This is a genomic window from Devosia sp. (assembly GCF_965229025.1).
Taxonomy (GTDB): Bacteria; Pseudomonadota; Alphaproteobacteria; order Rhizobiales; family Devosiaceae; genus Devosia_A.
In genome coordinates this window covers 1,092,363-1,117,830 of the sequence record NZ_OZ245853.1, presented here as the reverse complement: position 1 = coordinate 1,117,830, position 25,468 = coordinate 1,092,363, and the positions used below count along the sequence as shown (strand labels likewise).

Below are 25,468 nucleotides of genomic sequence, written 5' to 3'. Positions count from 1 at the left end.
GGTCGGAGTCCTGCGGGTGAAACTCAAATTCCTGATCGGCATGCTCGGAATTGCGGCGATGCTCGCACCGATGCTGTCCTTTGCCGAGACCGCGCCGTTGCCGCTGCCGCGACGGGCCGATCGCATGCCGCAGGCAATTTCTGCGACCGCCGACCCGGCTGCCGAGGCCCCACCAGCGGCCGAGCCTGACGCCCTCGCAGAGGCGCCTCCCGCCGCCGAAACGCCCGCAGTTGCGGCGACTGAGGCGATAGCTGCAATCCCCGCCGATCCCCAGCCCGTGACGCTCGTCGCCAAGATCACCGATTCAGGCGGCGACATTCCCGAGGGCGTCGTCTGGCGGGTGTTCGAGACCAAGACCGACGCCTCGGGCAATCTCGCGTTGGCAGCCAAGTCCGAGGATGCTGAAGCACACCTGAGCCTCGTCCCCGGGAACTACGTCGTGCATGTCGCCTATGGCCGGGCGCAAACCACCGACACAATTACCGTGGGTGAAGGCGACAATACGAAGGCGCTGGTGATCGACGCAGGCGGTCTTCGCCTCAATGCCGCCGTGACCGGAGATGTGGCGATCCCGATCAACCTCCTCCGCTTCGATATCTATACTGCGGGAAGCGAAGCGGATCGCGTGCTGGTGGCACAAAACGTCAGCCCCAGCGATATCGTCACGCTCAATTCCGGCACTTACCACGTCATTTCCTACTTCGGCGACGTCAACGCGGTGGTCCGCGCCGACCTGCGCGTCGAGCCAGGCCAATTGACCGACGCCACACTTTACCACAAGGCCTCGCAGATCTCGTTCAAGCTGGTCAGCGAGGCCGGTGGCGAGGCGATTGCGGATATCGACTGGACCGTGAAAACCGCGGACGGGCAGACTGTCTTTACCAACACCGGCGCCTTCCCCTCTACCGTGCTGGCAGAGGGCGATTACCTGGTCTTCGCCAAGCAGGGCGAGAAGGTCTACAACCGCCAGTTCCAGGTCATCGCCGGCGCCAGCAAAGAGATCGAAGTGCTGACCACGGTCTACTGACCGTCCCTCGTAACAAAGCAGCCGCAAGTTTTCTTGGGCACCAATGTCGATTGGCAGCGTTACGGTTCGTTGTCCTATTGCACGGCGGGACAGCAGCCCGCCACAACAAGGAGATTGCAAATGCGCTTCATGATGATCGTCAAAGCCAGCGCCGACAGTGAAAATGGTGTCATGCCCCAGCCCGAAGTCTTCAAGGCCATGGGCAAGTTCAACCAGGACCTCATCGACGCAGGAATCCTGCTGGCGGCAGAAGGACTTCATCCGTCCGACAAGGGCAGCCGGGTGACGTTCAAGGACGGCAAGCATGTGGTCAAGGACGGGCCGTTTGCAGAGACGAAGGAACTGATTTCCGGCTTCTGGATTATACAGGTCAACTCGCAAGAGGACGCGCTGCAATGGGTCAAGCGGATCCCAATGGGCAATGGCGAAACCATCGAGCTGCGCCGGGTCTTTGAGGCAGCGGATTTCGCAGAGGTCGTGCCGGAAAAGGAAATCGCCAGGGAGCAGGCCTGGCGCGATGCCAACCAGAAACCGATCACCGGCTGATCCTTGCGCAGGTGATCCGCCCCGATGAGCCAGATTGAAACGCGTCAGGCGGTAGAGGCGGTGTTTCGAATCGAGCGGGTTCGGCTCATTGCCGGCCTCGCTCGGATTGTCCGCGACATTGGGCTCGCAGAAGAACTCGCGCAGGACGCGCTGCTGGTCGCGTTGCAGGTGTGGCCCGCTAGCGGTGTCCCCGCCAACCCCGGGGCGTGGTTGATGACCACGGCCAAGCGCCGGGCACTCGACTACTTCCGTCGCAACAAGATGGCAGCCCGCAAGCTCGAGGAACTGGGCTACGATTTGCGTGAGACCGAGGCAACAGCGCCGGATCTCGACACCCCGCTCGATGATGACATCCGCGACGACATCCTTCGGCTGATCTTCACCTCCTGCCACCCCGCGCTGTCCGAGGAAGGCCGCATCGCGCTTACTCTGCGGGTTGTCGGCGGGCTGAAGACCGATGAAATCGCACGCGCTTTCCTGCTCTCCGAAGCGACGGTGGCGCAGCGCATCGTCCGCGCCAAGCGGAACCTCGCCGAAGCCGGATTGCCTTTTGAGGTCCCCACCGGCGATGATCGGGCAGCGCGGCTGGCCTCGGTGCTCGAGGTCCTCTACCTCATCTTCAACGAAGGCTATGCGGCAACAGCAGGCGAAGACTGGACCCGCCCGCAACTCTGCGAAGAGGCGATGCGACTGGGGCGGATCCTCGCCCGCCTGATGCCGGATAGCGCCGCAGTGCATGCCCTGCTCGCCCTGATGGAACTGCAGGCCTCGCGCTTTCCAGCCCGCCAGAAAGCGAACGGGGAGCCCATCCTGCTGCTCGAACAGGATCGTACGCGATGGAACCAGACGCTGATCCAGCGCGGGCTCGCCGGGCTTGGTCGCGTCGATGCACTAGGCGGGGCCGACGACCCCTACGCCATCCAGGCCGGGATTGCTGCCTGCCACGCCCGGGCCGCTCGCGCGGCCGATACTGACTGGGGGCGCATTGCCGGCCTTTACGACCGGCTGGCGGTCGTCACCCCCAGCCCGGTCATCGAACTCAACCGGGCGATGGCCCACGCGATGGCGTCCGGGCCGGCGTCGGGCCTGGCCATTGCAGACAGCGTTGCCGATGACCCCCGGCTTGCGAGCTACCATCTGCTGCCGACTGTGCGCGCTGACTTGCTTAAGAAACTGGGCCGGACAGAAGAGGCTGCCGCGGAATTCGAGCGAGCGGCGGGCCTGACGCGCAACGAGCGGGAGCGGCAGGTATTGCTGGAACGCGCAGCCGCATGCGGTCGTTCAGGAGGCGCTGCTGGCCTTCCCAAATGAACCATTTCTCGACAAAACCATTACAACTCTAATCACGCGGTAAGGTCTTTCCCAAGTTTCTGCGACCACAGTGCCGTCAAACCAGAGGCGGTGCAGATGGATGTTCGGCTTGAGAAGCGGCTAATACCGCGACGGAACACAGCGATCGCGGCGGCCATCGTGTTCGATGGTGGACGGCAGAAGGTCAACTGCATCATTCGCAACATGTCCGAAAACGGCGCCAAGCTTGAGGTCGCCTCGGTGACGCGCATCCCGCGGGTGTTTGACCTCGTGGTCCCCAAGGTCCCCGCGCAGCCATGCTTCGTCATCTGGCGAAGCATGAAGGAACTGGGCGTCCAGTTCACTTGAAGACGTCGGCAAGATAGTCCTGTTCAAGTGCGGTTCATCAGCGCACAAATAAACGCACGAAGCGGAGAGGGGCACTTGTTCCGCTGGGCGTTGAAACATGTCGAGACAGGCATTCTTTGTTGCGGACGGCAAGATCGTCCATATCGCAAATCCCTGCGATGCAGGGCTGCAGTATCAGGCGCACCAGGCACTGGTGCGCGGGAACGAGGTGTTCGGCCCGTTCTGTCATCAGACCTCTGAGACCGTAGTGCTGGTGCGTGAAGGCACTATCGAGGTGATGATCAACGGCGCTATCTGCGTCGTGAGGGCGGGAGACTTCGTGCGTGTTGCGCCAGGCCTCCACTACGGCTATCGCAACTACGGCGATGCCCCTGCCCGGCTGCTGATCCGCATAGCGCCCGAGCCGCCGCGGCGGCGCTGCCGCAAAATCACCATTGAGATGACTGCCGCCTGAATGGCGAAGGCCGCCCGGAGGCGGCCTTCTTGAATTGGGTCAGGCAGCAGACTGCTTGAGGTCCGGCGGGACGGCCTCGGCCATCAGTTCGATGATCGCGTCGGTCGACGGCATCACCTTCTGGCCTTCGGTACCGAGGCGACGGACGGACACGGAGCCCTCCTCAGCCTCGCGCTTGCCGACCACGAACATCAGCGGCACCTTTTGCACCGAGTGCTCGCGCACCTTGTAGTTGATCTTCTCATTCCGCACGTCGAGCTCGGCACGGATGCCGCCGGCCTTGAGCTGCTTGACCAGCTTGGCCGCATAGTCGTCGGCCTCCGAGACGATGGTGGCGACCACCACCTGGACCGGCGCCAGCCACATCGGCATCTTGCCGGCATAGTGCTCGATCATCATGCCGATGAAGCGCTCGAGCGAACCCAGGATGGCGCGGTGCAGCATGACCGCGTGCTTGCGGGTGCCGTCTTCGGTGACGTAGGTCGCGTCGAGCCGCTCGGGCAGCACGTAATCGAGTTGGAGCGTACCAACCTGCCAGGAGCGCCCGATGGCGTCCTTGAGGTGGAACTCGAGCTTGGGGGCATAGAAGGCTCCCTCGCCCTCGGCGATGACGAAGTCATAGCCGGTGGCGCGGAGCGCGTCGCCCAGGGCCTTCTCCGCCGCGTCCCAGCGCTCGATGGTGCCGCCGAACTTTTCCGGCCGCGTCGCGAGCTTGATGACGACGTTGTCGAAGCCCATGTGCTCATAGACCGAATAGAGCAGATGCACGAAGTGCTCGGTCTCGGCCTGGATCTGGTCTTCGCGGCAGAAGATATGTGCGTCGTCCTGGGTCATTTGGCGCACGCGCAGCAGCCCGTGCAACGCGCCGTGGGCCTCGTTGCGGTGGCAGCAGCCGAACTCGGCCATGCGGATGGGCAGGTCGCGGTAGCTCTTGATGCCCTGGTTGAAGATCTGGATATGGGCCGGGCAGTTCATCGGCTTCAATGCCATGAGCTCTGCCTTGCCCGACAGAACCGGGCCTTCTTCTTCGGTGCCGGGCACTTCGTCGGGGACCACGAACATGTTCTCGCGGTACTTGCCCCAGTGGCCCGAGGCCTCCCAGAACTTGGACGACATCAGCTGCGGGGTCTTCACCTCGTTGTAGCCAGCCGCGTTCACCCGGCGGCGGATGTACTCTTCCATCTGGTTATAAAGTACGAACCCCTTGGGGTGCCAGAACACCGAGCCGGGGGCCTCTTCCTGCAGATGGAACAGGTCGAGATCCTTCCCGATCTTGCGGTGATCGCGCTTTTCGGCCTCTTCCAGCATGTGAAGGTACTCATCGAGCTCCTTCTGGCTGGCAAAGGCCGTGCCGTAGAGGCGGCTCAGCACCGGGTTATTGCTGTCCCCGCGCCAATAGGCACCGGCCACCTTGGTCAGCTTGAACGCCGTGCCGATATCTTTGGTTGAGCGCATGTGCGGGCCACGGCAGAGGTCGAACCACTGGCCCTGCTTGTAGATCTTGATCATCTGGTCCGCCGGAATGGCATCGACCAGTTCGACCTTGAAGTTCTCGCCCTTGGCGGCAAAGACCCGCTTGGTCTCATCGCGCGTCCAGACTTCCTTGGTGAAGGCCGCACCGCGGGCGACGATCTCGGCCATCTTCTTTTCGATGACCGGGAAGTCGTCTTCCGAGAATGGCGTGTCGCGCTTGAAGTCGTAATAGAAGCCGTTCTCGATCACCGGACCGATGGTGACCTGCGTCGTGGGCCAGAGTTCCTGCACGGCTTCGGCAAGGACGTGCGCCGCGTCGTGACGGATCAGCCCGAGCCCATCCGCGCTATCGCGCATTACAAACTCAATGCGGCCATCGGCCTCGAGGGGATCGGAAAGGTCCGAAAGAACCCCGTTCCACTTCATGGCGACAGTCTTCTTGGCAAGGCTGGGAGAGATCGACTCGACCACGGTGGTCCCGGTGGTGCCACGCGCATAGTCGCGAACTGCACCGTCGGGGAACGTCACCTTGATCGTCATTTTCATCTCCAATGGGTTGTTGCCGGAGCATTGCCGACAAGGCGGCGTGTCTAGCACGCGTTGGCGCGCACTGTCACCACGTGCCGAAGCGGCGGAAGTTGGGAGCTCAGGCGAGCGAGTCTCTGCGGAGGTTCGCAGGCTTCACTTCCAACGCCCGTAGCCCCATGGCGCGTACCAGTGCGCCGTCACCGGAACCGCATCAGGCACCGGATCATAGCCGTGGGTGCCGCCCGGCCGGCAACGGACGATGCGGGCAAGACCCATCCAGCCGCCGGGCCAGAAGCCATGCCGCCAGATGGCGTCGCGCGTGAACTCCGAACAGGTCGGCGCGTGGCGGCAATTGCGCCCCATGAACATCGACAGCGAATAGCGATAGCCCTGGATCAGCCCGTAGGAGATGACGCGGAAGGGCCAGTCGACAATGCGCCAGAACAGGCGGACGACGTCGTGCATCAGGTGGCGGCCGTCTGTGCCTGCTCGGCCTTGTCGATCGCCTCGGTGACTGCCTCGAACACCAGCAGGGTTGAGGTATGACGCGGGCGGTACTCGCGCACCGGCTCCAGGTACTTGAGGTCAACCCAGCGCTCGCCCACAGGCGGCGCGCCGTCGGCCTTGAGCATCGCCGTCATCTCGTCGCGTACGCGGCGGAATTCCGCGACCGGCGTGCCAACGACATGGGTGGCGACGATCGCAGCCGAGGTCTGGCCGAGCGCGCAGGCGGATATCTCGTGGCCGTAACCAACAATGACCCCGTCACTGAGCTTGATATCGACTTCGATCGATGACCCGCAGACGCGGCTGACTTTTCGCGACGACGCATCAGGATCGGCAAGCCGGCCCGGCCGGGGCTGGTTGCCGGCGATCTCAAGGATCCGGTCGGAGTAGAGGTCGGTGAGCTCCATCGGCCACACAATTCTGTTTCTTGAGCCAGATAAAACAACACCTATATAGTGCCACCAGGGTGGGAAGTCAGCGGGCACCCGAATATTCGTGCGCCTTACTGGTCCGGGAACCGATTGCCCCCGTAAAGCGTCTTGTATCCCGTGCGAACAAGGAACAGCGAATGGACGCGATCGTGACGCCCTTGCAGGCGCAGCATGCTGCCTCCCACTCAATCCGGCGTCCTAGCAAGGAAGAGGCCGAAGCCGCCGTACGCACGCTGATTGCGTGGGCAGGCGATGACCCGACCCGCGAAGGGCTGCTCGATACGCCCAAGCGTGTCACCAAGGCCTTTGGCGAGTTCTTTGCGGGCTACGAACAGGACCCGGCGGAAACGCTGAAGCGTACTTTCAAGGAAGTGGGCGGCTACGACGATATCGTGCTGGTCAAGGACATCCCGTTCTCGTCGCACTGCGAGCACCACATGGTGCCGTTTGTGGGCAAGGTGCACATCGCCTACCTGCCCCATGACGGCGTCGTTGGCCTGAGCAAGCTGGCACGTCTCGTCGAGGTGTTCGCCCGGCGCCTTCAGGTGCAGGAGAACATGACGGCGCAGATCATCGATGCCATCAATGACCACCTCAACCCGCGCGGCGCCGCCGTAATGGTCGAGGCGGAGCACATGTGTATGTCGATGCGTGGCGTACGGGCCCACGGCGCATCGACGATCACTCATCGCTTCACTGGTGTGTTTGCCGAAGACCGCAATGAGCAGGACCGCTTCTTCATGATGGTCGGCAAGCGCTGATCAAAGCGCCTCATTTGAACACGAAACGCCGCCTTCACCGGCGGCGTTTTGCATTTGAAGAGAAGTGGGCGGCAGCAACCACGATCAAGTCGACAGCGTCGCCGGGACGCATATGATGGGCACGGGAGAGCATCGTGCAGGCCATCGCGAAAACCATCTGGATGATCGAGTCTCGCTTCGGCATGCCGCTGTCGCTTGACGACCTGGCCCAGCACGCGGCCCTCTCCCGCGCTCATCTTTCCCGACGCTTCGCGGCTGAGACCGGCATCAGCATCTCGGCCTACATCCGTGGCCGCCGGTTGAGCGAGGCGGCGAGAGCGCTGGCCGCCGGGGCGCCGGATATTCTCGCCGTCGCACTGGATGTGGGCTACGGCTCGCATGAGGCGTTCACCCGGGCGTTTCGTGACCAGTTCAATGCGACCCCAGAAGCGGTGCGGCTAGGCGGCAGCTTGGGCGGACTGACGCTGGTCGATCCGCTGCCGATGGACTTCGCGGTCGCCGCACAACTCGGGCCACCGCGGATCGAGCAGCACCAGCGCATGCGGGTGGCGGGTCTGCTGGAACGCCACGATCTCAGCCGGGGCAACCCAATCCCCGCGCAGTGGCAGCGCTTTTCACCCTATATCGGCAATATCGACGGCGCTGTGAGTCGGGCCACCTACGGGCTGGTGGGGCTGAGCGAGGGCCCCTTCTGCGACTACATGTGCGCAGTCGAGGTCGGTGATGGCGCTGAGATTCCGCCGGAACTGGCGATAGCTGAACTGCCACCAGCCCGCATTGCCCGGCTCGGGCACCGCGGCCATATCACCTCGATCCGTTCAACCATCGAGGCGGTGTATCGCGAGTGGCTGCCGGGTTCGGGTGAGGTGCAAACCGACCCCAGCCGCTTCCTTGAATTCTACAGCAGCGATTTCAACAACCGCACGGGGCTGGGCACGGTCGAGATCTGGATCGGGCTCAAAGGCTAGCACGACTGGCAAAACCGCCCTGCCCGCGCTAGATGTCGCCCATGAGCACGCCATTTGCCGACCCCAGCACACTCTCCCACGAGGCCATCGAGGAAGGCGCGACCTTTGCGCCGAAGTTCGATGCCAACGGGCTGGTCACCGCCATCGCGCAGGAGGCGGGGAGCAATCGTGTGCTGATGGTGGCGCATATGAATGCCGAGGCGCTGCGCCTGACGCTTGAGACCGGCGACGTGCACTACTATTCGCGCTCACGCAAAAAGCTCTGGAAGAAGGGCGAGAGTTCCGGCGAGGTGCAAAAGCTCATCGAGATGCGGACCGACTGCGATCAGGACGTGGTGCTTATGCTGGTCGAGCAGACCGGCCGCGGCGCCGCCTGCCATACCGGGCGGAAGAGCTGCTTTTATCGGATTGTCGAGGGTACCCACACGCTGCGCCAGAGCGGCGAGCCACGGCTGTTCGACCCCAAGGACGTCTACAAGGCTCAGTAGTGCGGCGGTGGCGGCTCGCGCCCGGTGGCGAGTGCCGGGTGCGACTCGACGTCGCGCAGTTGTGCGCCGAGGTGCTTGAGTTCACGGCGAAGCGTCTCGATCTGCCGGTACTGCTCGGCGAGCGCCTGGCTAAGTTCCTCGATGGTCTGCTCCTGGAACGCCAGCGTGGTCTCCAGCGCCTCGATCCTGCTGTCGGTATCCTGGCTCACAGCCCCGTCTCCTTGGTATGGCGCTCGAACAGCGGCACCATCAGCAGCCCGGCGATGAACCCGGCAAGGTGCGCCTGCCAGGCGATGCCGATGCTCTCACCAAACAGCAGCGGCACGAAGGGCACAGCAGCATTCAGAATCAGCCACATGGCGATGAAGAATCGCGCCCTGCCCTCGCGCATCAGCTCCATCAGGCTGGCTGTGCGCCGGCCGAGCACCAGCACCTCGCCAGTCTCCGGATTGCGCGAGGCGAGGACAGGCTGGAACATGAAGCGGCAAGCTGCACCAGTGAGACCGGCAATGCCGCCAGAGGCGCCAATCAGCACCTGAACCTGCGGCAAGGTGGTGGCCGCAAACAGCGCAGCGCCAGCGATGGCGCTTGCACCAAACAGAATCAGCAGCGGCACTGCCCCGTAGCGGCGCGCCACGGGCGTTCCGAAGATCGCCAGCCACGCACAATTGATGATCAGGTGCTCCCAACCGGCATGAAGAAACGCATGGGTGATCGGAGTCCACAGCAAGGGCAGCCATCCGCCATCGAGTTGTCCACCGGCGATCAGGCGCACCGGGATGAAGCCGAACCAGGTGACGAAGTTGAGGTCGCCCACTTCGTTAAGAACGAAGGTCCTGCCGAGGTGTACGGCCACCATCAACCCCAAAAGCGCGGTGATCACGGATGGCAGCAGAATTGCCGGTTGATGCGCGGTTTCGCCTTGATTCTGCTTAGGGTTCTGGGAGTCGGTCATCGGGCATCCTGGGTTGGGCCTCTTGTAGCTTAATTAACCGGTTTATCCACACGGGGCCGCCCCGTTAACCTTAAGACTTGTTTAATGACGATTTTGCGCCCCGCTTTTGACAGTGTGCATTCGGCGGCGGCACTCCCCCACTCTCGGTCGGAGGCTGTGTTGAGTTTGGGAACAGGTCTGATATGCAAAAAGCCAGCACCAAGGCGCTCTTTGACTACTGGAACGCCCTTCGCGGCTCGCGCAGCGCACCCGACCGGCGGGATATCGACCCCACCCGGATCCGCTCAGCACTCGCCAACACCTTTATCCTCGAATTGAACGACGCCAACGAGTTCGACTTCCGGCTCGCCGGATCGCACCTTTGTTCGGCCTACTCGCGTGAACTGAAGGGCCGTTCGTTTTCAAAGCTCTGGCACCAGCGCGATCGCGATGCGATGGACACGCTGGTCCGCGCCGTCACCGAGGATCACGCCGCCGCGCTGGTGACGTTTGAAGGCACCACTGCCGTTCACACGCGCCTGTCGGTCGAAACGATCCTGTTGCCGCTGCGCCACAACGGCACAACTCACTCGCGCCTCCTCGGTGCGATGACCACACTCGATGAGCCCTACTGGTTTGGCGTGCAGCCGATCATGGAGCAGCGCATCACCGGCCTCCGGCTGATCTGGCCCGACGATGTCGGCATGGCTGATCTCGCCCGCGACATGTCTACCCCGGTGCCGCAGCGCCAGGACTCAGACCTGGCCTTTGCTACAGCCAATTCTGGCATCCCCACACCCATGACAGCGACCGTCTATGGCCGTTCGGCGCGCCGCTATGCGCATCTGGCGGTGATTGACGGTGGCCGCAGCTGAAAAACGTCAGCATTGGGGCAAACTTAGGCCCCTGTCTTACGTTCGGTTAACCAAAAGCAATTAGCCTCTACTGATCACGAGTTTCGATCAGGTGCCGGCTTACAATGCTCAGCGACGATCCAGCACCGCAGCGCCTCTCCCGCCCGACGCGCACCTATGTGCAGATGCCGCGGTTCCAGCGCGTCAAAGTCTCCATCCTGGGCCGCTACATGCTGGCGGACCGGAGCGAGTTCCCATGCCAGATTCTCGAGATGTCGCCCGGCGACGCCGTGGTGATTGCGCCGGTGGCCGGAACGGTTTCGACGCGTGTCATCGCCTATCTCGACCATATCGGCCGTATCGAGGGTGACATTACCAGCCTGATCGATGGCGGCTTCAAGATGGATGTCGTCGCCTCGCCCCGCAAGCGCGAGAAGATGGCGGCCCAGCTCACCTGGCTGGCCAACAAGGATATCCTCAACCTGCCCGAGGATCGGCGACATGAGCGCGTCGTGCCCGATAACCGGCACTCAACGGTCGTGCTCGATGACGGCCGGCGCTACAATTGCAAGATCATCGATATCTCGCTCTCCGGCGCGGCGATCGAACTGGCGGTTCGTCCGGCGATGAACACGCCGGTGACGCTCGGCCGCATGCGCGCCCGGGTCATCCGTCACTTCCAGGATGGGGTTGCGGTCGAGTTCGTCTCCGCCCAGGAGATGATGACCGTGGTTCAGCAGAACCTCCGCATCAACTGACCTCGCGGCCGGGTTGGCCGCCTCCAGATTTCGTATGGCTAACAGGTCCTTTCCGGGACCGTTCAAACTTGCATAAAAACTAGCTTGCAGTTTTCGCGTCGGGGCAATTTGGCCCGGGCATCGTGGCGTCCGTCAGGGGACAAACACGATGTCGACGATCAAGACCTTCATCACCGCAGCCATCGCAATCGGAATGGCAGCTTTCATCATCGCGATGCCGGCTCGCGCCGACACCACGCTGGTAGATTTCGCCAACCCGGCATTCGCGCCAGTTGGCAAGACCACCAGCATCCCGATCGGGGCGGCTGAGTTTTGCAAGACGCACAAGGCGGATTGCGCCAAGAACCTCAAGCCGGTTGAAGCCATGGCGCTCAGCGACGCACGCTGGAACCAGTTGGTCGACACCAACAACCTCATCAACACCGCCGTGGTGCCCGAGACTGATCAGGATCTCTACCATGTTGCCGAGTTCTGGGCTTATCCCGATGGCGCCGGCGACTGCGAGGACTTTGCCCTCGCCAAGCGCAAGGCGCTGATCGGCGCGGGCTGGAACCCCTCGACCCTGATGATCGCCGTGGTGCGTGAGCGCAATGGCAACGGGCACGCCGTGCTGATGGTCCGCACGGACCGTGGCGACCTGGTGCTCGACAACCAGGATGGCCGCGTCCTGCTCTGGAATGAGACGCCCTACCAGTTCCTCAAGCGCCAGACCCAGGCCAGCGCCGGCCAGTGGGTGGACATCCTCGACAACCGCCCCACGGCCGTCGTCGCGTCGAAGTAGAACTTATCCGACGATCGTGAAATACCCGCCGACAAAGATCAGGCCGGTGATAAAGGCCCAGCCGAACGCTACGAATGCCGACAGCAGCGCCATGCTCATCGTCAGCGTACCGCCCGCCTCCTGGCGCCAGCCCATCTGCAGCATGATGTAGGGCCCGCAGACAAAGCTCATGGCCAGGTTGCCAAAGGCATGCAGGAACGTCTTGCCATCGTAGCGCAGCATCGCCTGCTGCTTGGCCAACCACTGGTAGAGATGAGTCCCCATCCCCGCGATGCTGAGCCCAACGGCCATCAGAAACCCGGCCAGCAGCAACTCTTTCAGCATGAACGCCCCCAATGGCTTAACACCGCACCAAATCCTAGACGCGGATTAACGATTTGTTAAGCATAGTTGGCGCCTGTTCAACTGTCACGCGACCTCCGCCAGACTGGTTAATGCGACATGCCGGGCAACGCCCACACGAGACATCACCCGCAGGGCTCTATCGGTTTCAACCTCGGCGCCATCATGCTGGTCGTCGCCATGCTGGGCCTCGGCGGCGCCTATCTGATCGACGCTGCCGGCCGCGCCGACCGCCACCCAACTGCCGGCGATGACACGCAGACCACCCTGACGCGCACGCTGGGCGGCAAGGACCTCGAAATCCCGCAGGCCTGGTTCCGCTATGACGAGCAGCGCGTCGAAGGCTTTGCCAAGCAGATCGACCTGCGGTTGCAATTGCCGCTGGGCGCCAGGGGCAAGCTTGAGGCCATTGACATCACCCTGCTGCCGCGCAGCCGGGTGCGCCCGAGCGCCAGCCTGCTCGATGGCGTCTATCTGCACCAGTTCCTGCCCGAACAGATCGCCGGCCCGCCCGGCCTCGTCGGCAAGCCACTGCGTGCCGATGACGGCTATGAGGATGAAATCGTCTGGTACGATGCACTGGCGGCCGATCCGTTCGTCGCCAAGTGCAGCAAGCCGGTGGTGGAAACTGAGGCCTCCCAATGCCTCAGGACTGTCTATCTGGGCGAAGGGATTGCCGCCGTCTACGCCTTCCCGGTGGCCGTGCTCGAAAACTGGCGGCAGTTCGACCCGGAAGTGAAGGCCCGGCTGGGAAAGATCGGCGCGCTCTAGCTAGAACTCTTCCACCACCACGGCCGTCCCGTAGGCCAGCATCTCCGTGATGCCGTCGGTGATCTCGTTGGCGTCGTAGCGCATGGCGATGATGGCGTTGGCGCCCATATCTTCAGCATGCGCGATCATCAGGTCGAGCGCCTCCTGGCGGGTCTTTTCCGCCAGCGAGGTAAAGAGTGTGATGTTGCCACCAACCAACGACTGCAGCGCGCCGCCGATCGTGCCGAACACGCTCCGCGACCGCACGGTGATGCCGCGCACCAGCCCAAGCGACCGCACGATGCGGTAGCCGGCCAGATCGTTGGTGGTCGCAACGATCATCATCAGATCACTTCGTCCAGATCGACGTCGAGAATGGCCATCTGGAAGTTGTACGAACGGTCGCCATCTTCGTCGTCGACATATATCAGGCCGAGAAACTCATCGCCCAGATACACTTCCACGCTGTCGTTCTGCTTGTTGCGCGGGCGCACATCGATGGCGCGGTTACCGAATTTCTGCTGCAGAAATTTCTGCAGCTTGATGATTTCTGGATGAGTCACCGGGTGGTCCTTGGAATGTTGGATGAGTGGCTTGATTGCGCGCCACAATAGGCATTGCGCGCAGTCGGGCAATCCCGCCGCGGCTTTTTCCCATGTGGAGTGGCTAAATTGCGGCGGTCAGCCGGTCATGTCCTGAACGGTCGCGACCTGATCCATAACCGACGCCGGGTGTGCGTGCACCGCCTGGCCGATGATCTTGGCAGGAACGCCAGCGACGGTAACCCGCGGTGGCACTTCCTTCACGACAACCGAGCCCGCGCCGATCCGGGCGCAGTCGCCGATCTTGATATTGCCCAGCACCACCGAGTGGGCACCGATCAGGACGCCATTGCCAATCTTGGGATGGCGGTCTTCTTCTGACTTGCCGGTGCCACCCAGGGTCACGCCCTGCAGGATCGAGACATTGTCACCGATGACCGCCGTCTCGCCGACAACGAAGCCGGTTGCATGGTCGAGCATGATGCCCTTGCCGATACGGGCGGCCGGGTTGATATCGACCTGGAAGACTGAACTCGACCGGCTCTGCAGATAGAGCGCGAAATCGCGGCGTCCACCCATCCAGAGTGCATGGGCGAAACGGTGGGTCTGGATGGCGTGAAAGCCCTTGAAATAGAGGAAGCAATCCACCGCCTTGTGCAGCGCGGGATCGCGCTCGAGGGTGGCGGCGAGATCGGCACGCGACTCAAGCCCGATCTCCGGGCGCATCTCCAGCGCGTCGTGGAACGCCTGACGGATCAGATCGGCGGACACGTCGGAATGGTCGAGCCGCTCGGCCAGCCGGTGCGCCAGCGCATGCTCGAAACTGGGGTGGTTGAGAACGTTGGAGTAGACCAGATTGGCGAGCGACGGTTCGCTCTGCACCACCTGCCGCGCGCCAGACGTGATCGCGTCCCAGACCGGATCGATCGCCCGCACTTCAGCGGTTTTGGTGTTCGTCGAGCTCATCGGTCTCTCCATCGCAGGATGCCGATATAAGGCATCTTGTTCCCCATATCCAACCCTTAGCGCATAAAAAGTCGCGCTGCCGCACTCGGCTGGATGAATGGTTACTCTTCACAGGTCCATGTGACGGGAGAGAAACGCCAGCGCCGCCTGCTTGAACTGCTTGTCGCCAGTGGCGCGCATATGGTCTCGCCGCTCGATGGTGAAGGCTTCGGCATCGGGCATCAGATCGGCCAGCGCCTGCGCCGAACCGGCCATCACGTCATCGCTGCCCACTGCAACCAGCACAGGCACCGAAATCGCGCGCACCTGCGTCTCACTCATTGGCTCACGCGAGTTCACCATGCAGGCGGCCAGCGCCGCGCGATCGGCCTTGTTGTGATCGGCAAAAATGCGGAACATCCGGCCGGTGCGGCCCGTGACCTGATCGAGCGACTCGGCAGTGAGCGCGGAAATGATCTCCTCGCTGTCTTCGAGCCCCGAGATCAGGTTGAGCCCCATGCCACCGAACACCGCGCAGCTGACCATTTCCGGATGCGCAAGGGCGAGGAACCCGGCGATGCGCGCCCCCATCGAATAGCCGATGACCGGACACCGGTCGATGCCAAGATGCGCCAGCAGCCGCTGTGCATCGAGCGCCATCTCGTGCGCGAAATAGAGCTGCGCGTCATAGAGTTTGCGGGAGGCACCATGGCCGCGATTGTCGAAGGTGATCGGCTGGTATCCAGCGTCGACCAGCGTTTCGACCCAGCCGGTGTCGATCCAGTTGACCTTACCCGAGGAGCCGAAGCCGTGGATCAGGAGGATCGGGCGGCCGGTGCCGTGCACCTCATAGGCAATGGCGATTCCCTGGGACGAAAACTGTGGCACGGCGCACCTCTGGCTCAAGCGTGCCTTCTAGCAACGCCGCCGCGCTTGGCCAAGCCGCGTGATCAAGGCACTGCAGCGCTCTGCCGCTCCCTTCCGCCTTCCAATCGCCACCGCGCTTGGATATGTTCGCGCCAAATCGAACCGAGGCTGACGATGGCACACGAGAGCACTCCGCATTTCCACAATACCGAGGGCCTTGCCCGGATCGAAATCGGGTCCAAGGAATTTCAGTGCGTCGGCGCCCTGCCCCCGTTTGACCACCCGCATGTCTATCTCGACATGGGCAAGGACAACGAGATCGTCTGCCCCTATTGCTCGACGCTCTATGTGTTCAACAAGGCGCTGGCCGCCGGGACCTCCGAACCGCTCTCGGCGATCTATCACTCCGAAGCGGCCTGATCCAAAATGTCCGGCAACGGACGCACCATCTATATCGCGGGCGCCGGCATCGCGGGGATGACGCTGGCGCTAGCGCTGGCCAAGTTCGGCGCCACCGTGGTGGTGCTCGAGCGCAACAAGCAGGTACAGGATGTCGGCGCCGGGCTGCAGATCAGCCCCAATGCCCGCCACATCCTCAACCGGCTGGGCCTCGACAAAGGGCTGACCACCCGCGCCTTCGAGCCTGACGGCATAGATATCTACCCCTATGGCGCCAAGCACCCGCTGGTAACCATGCAGCTTGGCCGCGCGATGACCGACCTGTTCGGCGCGCCCTATGCCGTGATGCACCGCGCTGATCTGGCTGATCTCTTGCACCGCGCCTGCAAGCGCTTCGCCAATATCGACATGCTGTTCGGCGTCCGCGCCTATGATGTGGTGAGCCATGCCCGCGGCATATCGGTGACGGTCGATGAGGCCGACGGTAAATCCCGCTCCGCCCGCGCCTTCGCCTTTATCGGCGCTGATGGCGTCAACTCGCGCACCCGCACCGATGTGCTGATGGGACCGGCTTCGACGTACTCCGGCATGGTCGCCTGGCGCATCACGCTGGAGCAGTCCGCGCTCGAGGGCGTTGTGGCGCCCGACCGCACCAGCGTGCTGTTCGGGCCCGGCTTTCACGCCGTGTGCTACCCGCTACCCTATCGCAAGCAGTTCAATCTGGTGCTCTTCACCAAGATGTCCAGGGAGCAGGCGCTGGGCGGCGCTGCCCCCAAGACACCACAACTGCCATGGGCGGCAGCGCCGAGCCCGCGCTTCAAGGCGCTGCTGGCGGCTGCCGGCGACAACTGGGGCTTCTGGCCTTGCTCGACCGTTGAAACCGACGACTGGTACGAGGGGGGCGTCGGCCTGATCGGCGATGCAGCCCACGCCATGCTGCCGTTCCAGGCGCAGGGCGCGGTGATGGCCATCGAGGACGCGGCGATCCTCGCGCCGCTGCTGATGACTGAAACCGGCCCCGAGGGCGCGCTACGCCGCTATGTGTCGCTGCGGCGCGAGCGCGTTGCCAAGGTGAAAAAGCTCTCGGCCAGCAACGGCTTCGCCTTCCATATGGAGTGGCCGCTGACGCTGGCGCGCGACGCAGTGATCGCGTCGCAAGGCACTCGCGGGCACCTCAAGCGCCTCGCCTGGCTTTATGGCTACGACGCTGCGCCCGATCCTGCGACACCACCGCCAAGAACGGTGCGTTCGGGCGCCAATTGATCGCCACCCGGCTTGCCTAAGCCAAGTTCGTTGTATCAACTGCCCGCCTCAAAGAAGGTCAAAGCACCCGCATGCCTGTCTCGCCGCAATCCAAGCTCACCCTCATCTGCGTTCTCGTCACGATCCTGCTCGACATGCTGGGCTACGGCATCATCCTGCCGGTGCTGCCGCAACTGATCAAGCAACTGACCGGCGGCGGGCTGGCCGAAGCGGCCGTGATCGGCGGCTGGCTGGTGTTTGCCTATTCGCTGATGCAGTTCATGTTCGGCCCCGGGCTCGGCAACCTCTCGGACCGCTTCGGGCGCCGCCCGATCATCCTGATCGCGCTGGCCGGGCTGACGATCGACTACACCATCATGGGCTTTGCCAATTCGCTGGTGCTGCTGTTCATCGGCCACACCATCGCAGGCATTTCCGGCGCCTCGGTTGCCACCGCCACCGCCTATATCGCCGACATCACCAGCAAGGAAAAGCGCGCCCAACGCTTCGGCCTGATCGGCGCGGCAGTGGGCCTCGGCTTCATCATCGGCCCAGTGGTGGGTGGCTTGCTTGGCGAGCTCGGCCCGCGTTGGCCGTTCTACGCCGCCGCAATCCTCGCCGCGAGCAACCTGCTGTTCGGCTTTTTCGTGCTGCCCGAGAGCCTTGCGCTCGACAAGCGCCGCAAGTTCAACATCCGGCGCGCCAACCCGTTCGGCGCGCTGTGGAGCCTCAGCCGCAACCCGCTCGTGCTCTGGCTGCTCGCCGCGCTGGGACTGTTCCTGCTCGCCAGCCAGTCCTTTCCCTCGGTCTGGAACTTCTTCACCATCGAAGTGCTGAACTTCTCGTCCAGCCAGATCGGTATCGCGCTCGGTGCCTTCGGCCTCGGCTTCGCGCTGAGCCAGGCGCTGCTCATCAGCCCAGTGATCAAACTGATCGGCGAATGGCCCACGGTCCTGCTCGGCATGGGTGCGGCCACGATCGCGTTGGTCGGCACTGCCTTCATCCACTCCGAAATCGCGCTCTACGGCTTTCTGGTGTTTGGCTCACTCGCCGGCCTCGCCGGTCCCGCCATCAACTCGCTGATGTCGCGGCAGGTACCCGATGACGCACAGGGCGAGTTGCAGGGTGCCATCAACGCCACCAACTCGCTGGCTGCTATCCTCGGCCCGCTGCTCGCCACCCAGTTGTTCCGCTTCTTCACCCAGGCCGAAAAAGACGCCCCCGGCTACTTCCCCGGCGCGCCGTTCCTCGGCGCAGGGATCCTGGTGGTGGCCGCTGCCTTGGTGTTCATCTACACCGTCCGCCGCTTCGACCTCTCGCACCGGCCAAGCGTCGCCAAGACAGCACATGTCCACGAGACCGCCCAGCCTGGCCAACAGCAGATGCCGCCGCACGAGGGGAAATAGCCCCCTCGTCAAAATCGTACGTCCTGACGGCGAATTCCCCTTTACCTCAACCGTGGTTGAGGTGCGATCTTCCGCAATACGTTGCCTGAGACTGTACGATGCCCCTGCTTTTGACCGATACCGATCTGGCCCGCCTGCCGACGATGCAGATTGCCATTGCTGCAATCGAGGAGGCGATGGCGGCACGGACCGCCGGAACCATGGTCGCGCCCCCGCGGCACTCCGTGCCCTTTGCGCCACAGGGCGGCCTGACCTTCACCATCGGTGGCCGCTCTGGTGGAGACGGCATTGCCGGTTTCCGGGTCTACGACACCTTTGGAGGCGAGGTTGAAGACCAACTGGTTGCAGCCTGGTCGATCGAGACCAAGCGCCTGCTCGGCGTCTATGTCGGACGAACCCTGGGCGACATCCGGACCGGGGCGATCGGTGGCGTCGCCGTACGGCACCTATGCTCCGCCGATGCAGACAGCGTCGCCGTCATTGGTACAGGCGCGCAAGCCCGCACGCAGCTCGCAGCGGTAGCCGCAGTGCGTCCACTCCGCGCGATCCAGGTCTTCGGGCGCAATCCGGCCCGCCTCGAGGCCTTCGTTGCTGAAATGAGTGCTGAGCTCAAGCAACCGGTCACCGCAGCCTCATCAGCACGGGCTGCAGTTGCCGAGGCGGCCATCGTCATCTGCGCCACCACCAGCTCCACACCGGTCCTTGAGGCCGGCTGGCTGCGGCCAGGCGCCCATATCAACACTGTCGGTCCCAAATCTGTCACCGGCCACGAACTGGGGCTCGACGTGGCCGAGCGCGCGGTGACTATTGCCACCGATTCACCCGACCAGGTGCGCGCCTACGACCCGCCCTTCTTCCTCGATGGCACTTCGATGGGGGCCCGGATGATCGACCTCGCCGACATAGTCAGTGGCAAGGTGAAGCCTCGGCCGCAAGGTGATGAAATGACTCTGTTTTGTTCAACGGGGCTGGCCGGTACCGAAGCCCTGGTCGCGGCCAGGGTTTTCGCCGCCCACCTGGCACGGGGCAAAGCTCAGACCGACCGCTAAAGCCGCCTGATCCGCTCCAGCCCACGCACAGAGATATCGGCCAGTGTGCCGATTGGCTGCCACTGCGCGGCGTGCACTTCTTCGAGTTGCGCGACGAGCGGCTGCGCGGGATCGGCGACGAAAAGATATTGCAGGTCGTGGTGCACGTGATCGACCTCGCCGCGCGACGGCTTGCCCGGCACGTCGTGGCTATCGATGACGAACGGGATGTCGGCGTCGCCATGCCAGGGGTGGAGCCGCAGCCCGGCGACGCCGGTTTCCTCCACCGCCTCCCGCGCCGCTGAGTCTGAGAAGCGCGCTGCGGGTTCATAGTGCCCGCCCGGCTGCAGCCAGCGGCCGATGGTGACGTGGTCGATCAGGAGGATCTGGCTGTGGTCGGGGGAGACGACGAAGGCGCTGGTCGTGACATGACCCGGAAGCGTCGTGCGATCGTCGAGCGCGTGCCCGGCCGCAATCTGCCAGCGCAGCAGCGAGAGCCGCTCACGCGGCCCCGCCACCTGAAGGCGATAGCGCTCGACCGCATAGGCGAGCGCTTCAGGAAAGGACGGCATCGCCGCCCTGCCCCTTACTTGCCGAGCGTTGACGGCCAGGTGCCGTGCTGCTCACCCTCGCGGTCGATCAGGATGAAGCCGTGGGCGCCGAAGAAGTCGCGCTGGCCCTGCGTCAGGTTGGCCGTGCCCAGCGCCTGACGGTAGCTGTCGAAATAGGCGAGCGAGGCGGACAGGCAGATCATCGGGAACTCGCCGATCGCCGCCGCGGCGATGATCTTGCGCAGCGACTTGTGCGCGTCCTTCATGATCACCACGAAATCCGGCACCATCAGCAGGTTTGTCGCCTCGCCCTTGGCATAGGCCGCCGACATCTGGTCGAGGAAGCGCGAGCGGATGATGCAGCCGGCGCGCCAGATCTTGGCGATGGTGGCAAGCGGCAGGTTCCAGCCATGGTCTTCCGACGCCTTGGCGAGCACCGCGAAACCCTGCGCATAGGACACGATCTTGCCGGCTAGCAGCGCCTTTTCGAGTTCGTCCAGCGATACGTCGGCCTTGCCCGCGGCGCGCTTGCCATAGACGCCCTCGGCGGCAATGCGCTCGTCCTTGCGCGACGAAATCGAACGGGCGGCCACCGCGCCTTCGATGGCGGTTGCCGGCACGCCCAACTCCTGCGCTGCGATGGCGGTCCAGGTGCCGGTGCCCTTCTGGCCGGCCTTGTCGAGGATCAGTTCGACCAGCGGCTTGCCGGTCTTGGGCTCCACCGCCTCCAGCACGTAGCCAGTGATTTCGATCAGGTAGGAGTTCAGCGGTCCGCCATTCCAGCCCTTGAACACGTCGGAGGCGGCCTTCGGGGTCATCCCCAGTCCGTCGCGCATCACGCCGTAGACTTCGGCGATCATCTGCATGTCGCCATACTCGATGCCGTTGTGGATCATCTTGACGAAGTGGCCCGCTCCCCCCTCGCCGAGATAGGCGCAGCACGGCTCGCCATCGAACTTGGCCGAGATGGCCTCGAGGATCGGCTGGGCGTTCTTCCACTGCTGCTCGGCGCCGCCGACCATGATCGAGGGGCCGTGGCGCGCGCCCTCTTCACCACCGGAGACGCCAATGCCGAGATAGCCGATGCCCTTGGGGGTCAGGTAGTCGAAGCGGCGCTGCGTATCGGTGAACAGCGAATTGCCGCACTCGAGGATGGCGTCCCCGGCTTCGAGATGCGGCAGCAACTGCTCGATCATCTCATCAACCGGCTTGCCCGCCTTGACCATGATGATGATCGACCGCGGACGCTTCACCGACTGGATGAACTCCGCGAGGTCGGCTTCCGGCACCACCTTGCCATCGAGCCCCTGCTCCTTGGCCATCACCACAAAATCGTCGATCTTGGAGGCGGTGCGATTATGGACCGCGATGGTGTAGCCTTTTTCGGCGATGTTAAGCGCCAGGTTCGAACCCATAACTGCGAGCCCGATCAGGCCGATATCGGCGGATGCCATCATCTTCTCCACTGCAAGCCATTGTGTGCTTTTCTTGCGCGACTTTCTGGCACGCCGGGGGGCCGATTGCCACCCCCAAGCGCAAGCCGGAGACTGACTTGTGCACGTGGCCAAACGGTGGGGTTACCACTTTGGCTTGGTTGCACTAGGGTGCCCGCCAACACATCGAGACCCGGTCGCCAGTGAAGCGAACCGGCACCGCCTGGGAGGGCTTCGTCGTTGAATACACTGTCGCAATTCAGCCTCGCCGGAAAACGCGCGCTGGTCACCGGATCGAGCCGCGGCATCGGCTTCGGCATTGCCACGGCGCTCGCCGGTGCCGGAGCGGAGATCCTGATCAACGGCCGTGACCAGGGCGCGCTGGGTGAAGCCGCCGTCAAGCTGGCGGAATCAGGCGCCACCGTGAAGGCGCTGGCATTCGACGTGACCAGCGAAGAGAGCGTCGAAGACGCCATCGCGCACACCGAAAACGAGATCGGGCCGATCGACATCCTCGTCAACAATGCCGGCATGCAGCACCGCACGCCGCTCGAGGATTTCACCCTCGACAAGTTCGAGCAGGTGATGTCGACCAACCTCACCTCGGTGTTCCTCGTTGGCCGCGCCGTGGCGCGCGGCATGATCGGCAGGAAGACCGGCAAGATCATCAATATCTGCTCGATCATGAGCAACCTCGCCCGCCCCTCCATCGCCCCCTATGCGGCGAGTAAGGCAGCTGTGGCCAACCTGACGCGCGGCATGGCGGTCGACTGGGCCAAGCATGGTCTCAACGTCAACGGCATCGCGCCCGGCTATATCCGCACCGAGCTCAACGAGGCGCTGCTCGCCAACCCCGAGTTCAACACCTGGGTCGAAAAGCGCACCCCGATGGCCCGCTGGGGCGAGCCGGGCGAGTTGGGCGGCGCTGCCGTGTTTCTTGCATCAGACGCTTCCAGCTTCGTAAACGGACACATCCTCTATGTCGACGGCGCCTTCACAGCCACGGTTTGAACCGGCTCGCATCATCATCGCCATGGGTGTCTCCTCGTCGGGAAAATCGGCGACCGGAGCGGCCATCGCGCGCCGTCTCCACGCCCCTTTCCTCGATGGCGACGGCTACCACCCGCCCGCCAACAAGGAAAAGATGCGCGCCGGCATCCCGCTGACCGACACCGACCGCTGGCCCTGGCTCGAAACCCTGGCCGGTGCGCTGCATGAGGCTGCCGACCAGAAAGGCGTCGCCGTCGGCGCCTGCTCGGCGCTGAAACGCGCCTATCGCGATTTCCTGACCGAGAAAGCCGGAGAGCCAATCCTCTTCGTCTTCCTCGACGGCGACATCGAAGTGATCCGCAAGCGCATCGAAGCCCGCGCCCATGAATTCATGAACCCCAAACTGCTCGACAGCCAGTTCGCGACACTTGAGCGCCCGGCGCCCGACGAGAACGTGCTGGCGGTGGATGTCACCGACCCGGTGGAGACGATCGCCAGCCGGGTGGTAAAGGAACTGGGGCACCTCAAGGTGTTCAAGCGCGGTCAGTAAGCGCCTAAAACCCAAGCGAAAACTGACCATCCGGCGTCGCGGCACGCTCAAGTGTCAGCATCCGCATCTTCGATGTCACACCGCCGGGCGCGGAAAACCCGCCGGTCCTGCCATCAGCGGCAAGCACACGGTGGCACGGGATGATCAGCGGGATCGGGTTGGCGCCCATTGCAGCGCCTACGGCACGTGACAGGCCCACATCGCCCAGCCGTCGCGCTATCGCGCCGTAGGTGGTGGTTTCACCCCATCCAAGCTGCCGGATGTCGTCGTAGCAGCGGCGGTTGAACTCGGAGATGCCCGCCAGATCGAGCCGCACATCGGCAAAGGCATCGGACTCACCCGCCGCATAGGCGACGATCCGCTCTTCGAGTTCAGCCATATCGCGCTGCGGCTCATCAGCCACCCCGCCAAGCCGCAGCATTCGTGCTTCGGCATCGGTCGCGTCATCGCCCGGAAGCGCAACACGACAGACACCGGCCTCGGTCCAGCCGAGCCCGAAGGTGCCGATCGCAGTGTCGATGAGGCAGTAGAGCATGGGCAGAGACTAGCCCAACCACCTCGCGGGCGAAACGCGTTACAAGCCGAGCGCCGACAACCATTCGCGAAGTTCACTCCCCAAGTGATCGGTCAGCCTCCCGTCGCGGGAAAAACCCCACCACAGCACAGCACCCTGCCACTGGCTGGCCATCAGCCGGCCCAGACGCTGCTGGTCCGCCGCGTCGTCGCTGAGCCGCCGCCCGAGCGCCGTCGCGAGCGCAACGTTCCAGGCGGCCCCGCGCGCCCGCAGCACCGGATCGCGATAGTCCTCGCGCAGCAGCAACAGCCCCTCGGCGGCAGCCTCGCCCGACCCGTAGCCGGCGGAGAGCTGGGTCAGCACATCGATTGCCCCCTCAGCAGAGATTGCCTGCGCCGCATCGGCGGCGGCGGTCTCGCGATCCGCCTGATCCCACATCGAGAGCAGCGCCGCGCGCAAGAGAGCGTCACGGCTGCCAAAGCGCTGCACCAGGGTCGCAGGCGAGAGCCCGGTTGCCGCAGCCGCCGACGCAAAGGTCAGCCCGCCCGGCCCCGTTTGCACAAGGAGCGCGGCCACGGTGTCGGTGACACTGGCATCAGAGATGGTTCGGGGTCTGGACATAGCCACTATTATAAACGAACATTCATTTATAAACCAGATACAGGGAATCGCGCCTGTGGCCAGGATCGTCGGGTACATCGCCGCCAGCCTTGATGGCTTCATTGCAGACCACAACGAGTCGCTGGATTGGCTGACAGAACGCACAGATCTCGATCTGGGCGAGCACCACTATGATCTTTTCATCAATCACATCCGCACCGTCGTGATGGGCCGCAACACCTATGACTGGCTGGCGCGCCAGCCCATGGACTGGCCCTATGCCGCGCAGCGATGCATCGTCGTCACCTCGCGCCCTATCCCAGGCCCGACGGGCAAGATCGAGGTGCGGAACGATATCGACGCACTGGTCGCCGAACTGCGCGCGCTGGATGACGGCGACGTCTGGATGGTCGGCGGCGGCCAGCTGCAAATGGCCTTCATGGAACGCGGCGCGCTCGACGAGATCGAGGTCTTCGTCATCTCGCACCTGCTGGGCGGCGGCGTCCCGCTGTTCCCGCCGACGGGATTTTCGCGCAACCTGCGGCTGCTTTCGGCAAAGCCGCTCGGCGCCGGCTGTGCGCGGCTACATTATAGTTTCGAGTAAAGGGGCTGCCGGCCCATGATCCTCTGCGTTCGTCTCGTCGGAGTCATCACCACTCCCTTCTCCCCTTGTGGGAGAAGGTGCCCGAAGGGCGGATGAGGGGTTCTCTCCGGGCGCTCTGTCGCTCGTCGCTTCGCTCCGATCGCGCAACACAAAGGTGTTGCGAACCCCTCATCCGGCGCTACGCGCCACCTTCTCCCACAAGGGGAGAAGGCAAGACTGCGGCCCCGAACCTTTGCTAAATCGGCTGGCTCTCCAAGACGATCTGCCAGCGATCACCAATCGCCAGTTGAATCTCCGACACAACAAACGGCAGCAGCGCGTTGAACTCGTTGCGGTCGCGCTCGGAGATGCGCCACAGCGGATCGTTCGGATCGTCCCAGTTGATCTGCCGGTCGTAAAGTTCGTTGAGCCGGGTCAGCCGACGCAGCACGTCGGAGGAAAAGCCCCAGAATCCGAGTTCCGTCGGATGGCCATCGACGAACAGCGGGGCAAGGCCGTGGCCGACCATCCCGTAGTCCACCAGAAATGTCACTTCC

The 25,468-nt window shown here is 63.6% G+C and carries 34 protein-coding genes; 19 read left to right on the top strand and 15 right to left on the bottom strand.

Annotated features, from left to right (window positions below; genetic code table 11):
• Positions 1-16: 16 nt before the first annotated feature.
• From ACO06J_RS05540 to ACO06J_RS05520, 5 genes are all read left to right on the top strand, one after another.
• Positions 17-1,027, top strand: coding sequence for a hypothetical protein (locus ACO06J_RS05540; protein ID WP_421759705.1), 1,011 nt, complete (start codon positions 17-19; stop codon positions 1,025-1,027).
• Between the two features lie 33 nt (positions 1,028-1,060).
• The gene (locus ACO06J_RS05535) at positions 1,061-1,573 is read left to right on the top strand and encodes a YciI family protein (protein ID WP_421759704.1); all 513 of its coding nucleotides are present in this window, start codon (positions 1,061-1,063) and stop codon (positions 1,571-1,573) included.
• 24 nt (positions 1,574-1,597) lie between these two features.
• Positions 1,598-2,884, top strand: coding sequence for an RNA polymerase sigma factor (locus ACO06J_RS05530; protein WP_421759703.1), 1,287 nt, complete (start codon positions 1,598-1,600; stop codon positions 2,882-2,884).
• A 96-nt stretch (positions 2,885-2,980) separates the two neighbouring features.
• A complete protein-coding gene (locus ACO06J_RS05525; protein ID WP_421759702.1) occupies positions 2,981-3,232 on the top strand; it encodes a PilZ domain-containing protein in 252 nt (83 codons plus the stop codon).
• Positions 3,233-3,329: 97 nt separating this feature from the next.
• Positions 3,330-3,686, top strand: a complete 357-nt coding sequence (locus ACO06J_RS05520; protein ID WP_421759701.1) for a cupin domain-containing protein — start codon at positions 3,330-3,332, stop codon at positions 3,684-3,686.
• Positions 3,687-3,725: 39 nt separating this feature from the next.
• Here the strand turns inward: ACO06J_RS05520 and thrS are convergent, their stop codons facing one another.
• From thrS to ACO06J_RS05505, 3 genes are all read right to left on the bottom strand, one after another.
• On the bottom strand, positions 3,726-5,699 hold the full coding sequence (gene thrS / locus ACO06J_RS05515) for a threonine--tRNA ligase (protein ID WP_421759700.1): 1,974 nt from the start codon (positions 5,697-5,699) through the stop codon (positions 3,726-3,728).
• A 141-nt stretch (positions 5,700-5,840) separates the two neighbouring features.
• Positions 5,841-6,152 carry a membrane protein insertion efficiency factor YidD gene (gene yidD, locus ACO06J_RS05510; RefSeq protein ID WP_421759699.1) on the bottom strand — a complete coding sequence of 104 codons (312 nt, stop codon included), beginning with the start codon at positions 6,150-6,152 and terminating at the stop codon, positions 5,841-5,843.
• A complete protein-coding gene (locus tag ACO06J_RS05505) occupies positions 6,152-6,601 on the bottom strand; it encodes an iron-sulfur cluster assembly scaffold protein (protein WP_421759698.1) in 450 nt (149 codons plus the stop codon). The genes yidD and ACO06J_RS05505 overlap by 1 nt, the downstream gene beginning before the upstream one ends.
• Positions 6,602-6,762: 161 nt before the next feature.
• Between ACO06J_RS05505 and folE the strand changes: the two genes are divergently transcribed.
• The 3 genes from folE to hisI all read left to right on the top strand — a co-directional run bounded on the left by folE (position 6,763) and on the right by hisI (position 8,842).
• Positions 6,763-7,386, top strand: a complete 624-nt coding sequence (gene folE, locus ACO06J_RS05500; protein WP_421759697.1) for a GTP cyclohydrolase I FolE — start codon at positions 6,763-6,765, stop codon at positions 7,384-7,386.
• 134 nt (positions 7,387-7,520) lie between these two features.
• A complete protein-coding gene (locus tag ACO06J_RS05495; RefSeq protein WP_421759696.1) occupies positions 7,521-8,354 on the top strand; it encodes an AraC family transcriptional regulator in 834 nt (277 codons plus the stop codon).
• Between the two features lie 41 nt (positions 8,355-8,395).
• Positions 8,396-8,842 carry a phosphoribosyl-AMP cyclohydrolase gene (gene hisI, locus ACO06J_RS05490; protein WP_421759695.1) on the top strand — a complete coding sequence of 149 codons (447 nt, stop codon included), beginning with the start codon at positions 8,396-8,398 and terminating at the stop codon, positions 8,840-8,842.
• Here the strand turns inward: hisI and ACO06J_RS05485 are convergent.
• Both ACO06J_RS05485 and ACO06J_RS05480 read right to left on the bottom strand, forming a co-directional pair.
• A complete protein-coding gene (locus ACO06J_RS05485) occupies positions 8,836-9,051 on the bottom strand; it encodes a SlyX family protein (RefSeq protein ID WP_421759694.1) in 216 nt (71 codons plus the stop codon). The two genes, hisI and ACO06J_RS05485, sit on opposite strands and share 7 nt — an antisense overlap.
• Positions 9,048-9,797: a rhomboid family intramembrane serine protease gene (locus tag ACO06J_RS05480; protein WP_421759693.1), complete on the bottom strand. Its 750-nt coding sequence runs from the start codon at positions 9,795-9,797 to the stop codon at positions 9,048-9,050. The genes ACO06J_RS05485 and ACO06J_RS05480 overlap by 4 nt, the downstream gene beginning before the upstream one ends.
• A 182-nt stretch (positions 9,798-9,979) precedes the next feature.
• Between ACO06J_RS05480 and ACO06J_RS05475 the strand changes: the two genes are divergently transcribed.
• The 3 genes from ACO06J_RS05475 (at position 9,980) to ACO06J_RS05465 (ending at position 12,169) form a co-directional block, all read left to right on the top strand.
• Complete coding sequence (locus ACO06J_RS05475; RefSeq protein ID WP_421759692.1) at positions 9,980-10,651, top strand: PAS domain-containing protein; 672 nt, start codon at positions 9,980-9,982, stop codon at positions 10,649-10,651.
• Between the two features lie 164 nt (positions 10,652-10,815).
• Positions 10,816-11,388, top strand: coding sequence for a PilZ domain-containing protein (locus ACO06J_RS05470; protein ID WP_421762456.1), 573 nt, complete (start codon positions 10,816-10,818; stop codon positions 11,386-11,388).
• 148 nt (positions 11,389-11,536) lie between these two features.
• Positions 11,537-12,169 carry a transglutaminase-like cysteine peptidase gene (locus ACO06J_RS05465; RefSeq protein WP_421759691.1) on the top strand — a complete coding sequence of 211 codons (633 nt, stop codon included), beginning with the start codon at positions 11,537-11,539 and terminating at the stop codon, positions 12,167-12,169.
• 3 nt (positions 12,170-12,172) lie between these two features.
• On the opposite strand, the gene ACO06J_RS05460 is transcribed toward ACO06J_RS05465, so the two are convergent.
• On the bottom strand, positions 12,173-12,493 hold the full coding sequence (locus tag ACO06J_RS05460) for a DUF6949 family protein (RefSeq protein WP_421759690.1): 321 nt from the start codon (positions 12,491-12,493) through the stop codon (positions 12,173-12,175).
• 117 nt (positions 12,494-12,610) lie between these two features.
• On the opposite strand from ACO06J_RS05460, the gene ACO06J_RS05455 reads away from it, so the two are divergent.
• Complete coding sequence (locus ACO06J_RS05455; protein WP_421759689.1) at positions 12,611-13,282, top strand: hypothetical protein; 672 nt, start codon at positions 12,611-12,613, stop codon at positions 13,280-13,282.
• Here ACO06J_RS05455 and ACO06J_RS05450 read toward each other — a convergent pair whose 3' ends face one another.
• The 4 genes from ACO06J_RS05450 to ACO06J_RS05435 all read right to left on the bottom strand — a co-directional run bounded on the left by ACO06J_RS05450 (position 13,283) and on the right by ACO06J_RS05435 (position 15,636).
• Positions 13,283-13,606, bottom strand: coding sequence for a YbjQ family protein (locus tag ACO06J_RS05450; protein WP_421759688.1), 324 nt, complete (start codon positions 13,604-13,606; stop codon positions 13,283-13,285).
• Positions 13,606-13,824 (bottom strand): DUF3126 family protein, encoded by a 219-nt coding sequence (locus tag ACO06J_RS05445; protein ID WP_421759687.1) that lies wholly within the window; start codon positions 13,822-13,824, stop codon positions 13,606-13,608. Before ACO06J_RS05445 ends, ACO06J_RS05450 begins: the two co-directional genes overlap by 1 nt.
• A 117-nt stretch (positions 13,825-13,941) precedes the next feature.
• Entirely contained in the window at positions 13,942-14,769 is an 828-nt protein-coding gene (gene cysE, locus ACO06J_RS05440) for a serine O-acetyltransferase (protein WP_421759686.1), read from the bottom strand.
• Between the two features lie 108 nt (positions 14,770-14,877).
• The gene (locus ACO06J_RS05435) at positions 14,878-15,636 is read right to left on the bottom strand and encodes an alpha/beta fold hydrolase (RefSeq protein ID WP_421759685.1); all 759 of its coding nucleotides are present in this window, start codon (positions 15,634-15,636) and stop codon (positions 14,878-14,880) included.
• 153 nt (positions 15,637-15,789) lie between these two features.
• On the opposite strand from ACO06J_RS05435, the gene ACO06J_RS05430 reads away from it, so the two are divergent.
• The 4 genes from ACO06J_RS05430 (at position 15,790) to ACO06J_RS05415 (ending at position 19,711) form a co-directional block, all read left to right on the top strand.
• The gene (locus ACO06J_RS05430; RefSeq protein WP_421759684.1) at positions 15,790-16,035 is read left to right on the top strand and encodes a zinc-finger domain-containing protein; all 246 of its coding nucleotides are present in this window, start codon (positions 15,790-15,792) and stop codon (positions 16,033-16,035) included.
• Positions 16,036-16,041: 6 nt separating this feature from the next.
• On the top strand, positions 16,042-17,277 hold the full coding sequence (locus ACO06J_RS05425) for an FAD-dependent monooxygenase (RefSeq protein WP_421759683.1): 1,236 nt from the start codon (positions 16,042-16,044) through the stop codon (positions 17,275-17,277).
• Between the two features lie 71 nt (positions 17,278-17,348).
• Positions 17,349-18,662, top strand: coding sequence for a TCR/Tet family MFS transporter (locus ACO06J_RS05420; protein WP_421759682.1), 1,314 nt, complete (start codon positions 17,349-17,351; stop codon positions 18,660-18,662).
• A gap of 98 nt (positions 18,663-18,760) precedes the next feature.
• The gene (locus ACO06J_RS05415) at positions 18,761-19,711 is read left to right on the top strand and encodes an ornithine cyclodeaminase family protein (protein WP_421759681.1); all 951 of its coding nucleotides are present in this window, start codon (positions 18,761-18,763) and stop codon (positions 19,709-19,711) included.
• On the opposite strand, the gene ACO06J_RS05410 is transcribed toward ACO06J_RS05415, so the two are convergent.
• Both ACO06J_RS05410 and gndA read right to left on the bottom strand, forming a co-directional pair.
• Positions 19,708-20,262 (bottom strand): NUDIX hydrolase, encoded by a 555-nt coding sequence (locus ACO06J_RS05410; protein WP_421759680.1) that lies wholly within the window; start codon positions 20,260-20,262, stop codon positions 19,708-19,710. The two genes, ACO06J_RS05415 and ACO06J_RS05410, sit on opposite strands and share 4 nt — an antisense overlap.
• A gap of 14 nt (positions 20,263-20,276) precedes the next feature.
• Positions 20,277-21,695, bottom strand: a complete 1,419-nt coding sequence (gndA, locus tag ACO06J_RS05405; RefSeq protein ID WP_421759679.1) for an NADP-dependent phosphogluconate dehydrogenase — start codon at positions 21,693-21,695, stop codon at positions 20,277-20,279.
• A 219-nt stretch (positions 21,696-21,914) separates the two neighbouring features.
• On the opposite strand from gndA, the gene ACO06J_RS05400 reads away from it, so the two are divergent.
• Both ACO06J_RS05400 and ACO06J_RS05395 read left to right on the top strand, forming a co-directional pair.
• Positions 21,915-22,685: a glucose 1-dehydrogenase gene (locus ACO06J_RS05400; protein ID WP_421759678.1), complete on the top strand. Its 771-nt coding sequence runs from the start codon at positions 21,915-21,917 to the stop codon at positions 22,683-22,685.
• On the top strand, positions 22,654-23,214 hold the full coding sequence (locus ACO06J_RS05395) for a gluconokinase (RefSeq protein WP_421759677.1): 561 nt from the start codon (positions 22,654-22,656) through the stop codon (positions 23,212-23,214). Before ACO06J_RS05400 ends, ACO06J_RS05395 begins: the two co-directional genes overlap by 32 nt.
• 4 nt (positions 23,215-23,218) lie before the next feature.
• Here the strand turns inward: ACO06J_RS05395 and ACO06J_RS05390 are convergent, their stop codons facing one another.
• Together ACO06J_RS05390 and ACO06J_RS05385 are read right to left on the bottom strand one after the other, a co-directional pair.
• The gene (locus ACO06J_RS05390) at positions 23,219-23,749 is read right to left on the bottom strand and encodes a methylated-DNA--[protein]-cysteine S-methyltransferase (RefSeq protein WP_421759676.1); all 531 of its coding nucleotides are present in this window, start codon (positions 23,747-23,749) and stop codon (positions 23,219-23,221) included.
• Positions 23,750-23,788: 39 nt separating this feature from the next.
• Positions 23,789-24,349 carry a TetR family transcriptional regulator gene (locus tag ACO06J_RS05385; RefSeq protein ID WP_421759675.1) on the bottom strand — a complete coding sequence of 187 codons (561 nt, stop codon included), beginning with the start codon at positions 24,347-24,349 and terminating at the stop codon, positions 23,789-23,791.
• Between the two features lie 55 nt (positions 24,350-24,404).
• Here ACO06J_RS05385 and ACO06J_RS05380 point away from each other — a divergent pair, with 55 nt between their 5' ends.
• Entirely contained in the window at positions 24,405-24,932 is a 528-nt protein-coding gene (locus ACO06J_RS05380; protein WP_421759674.1) for a dihydrofolate reductase family protein, read from the top strand.
• Between the two features lie 235 nt (positions 24,933-25,167).
• Here the strand turns inward: ACO06J_RS05380 and ACO06J_RS05375 are convergent, their stop codons facing one another.
• Positions 25,168-25,464, bottom strand: a complete 297-nt coding sequence (locus ACO06J_RS05375; RefSeq protein ID WP_421759673.1) for a hypothetical protein — start codon at positions 25,462-25,464, stop codon at positions 25,168-25,170.
• Between the last annotated feature and the right edge of the window lie 4 nt (positions 25,465-25,468).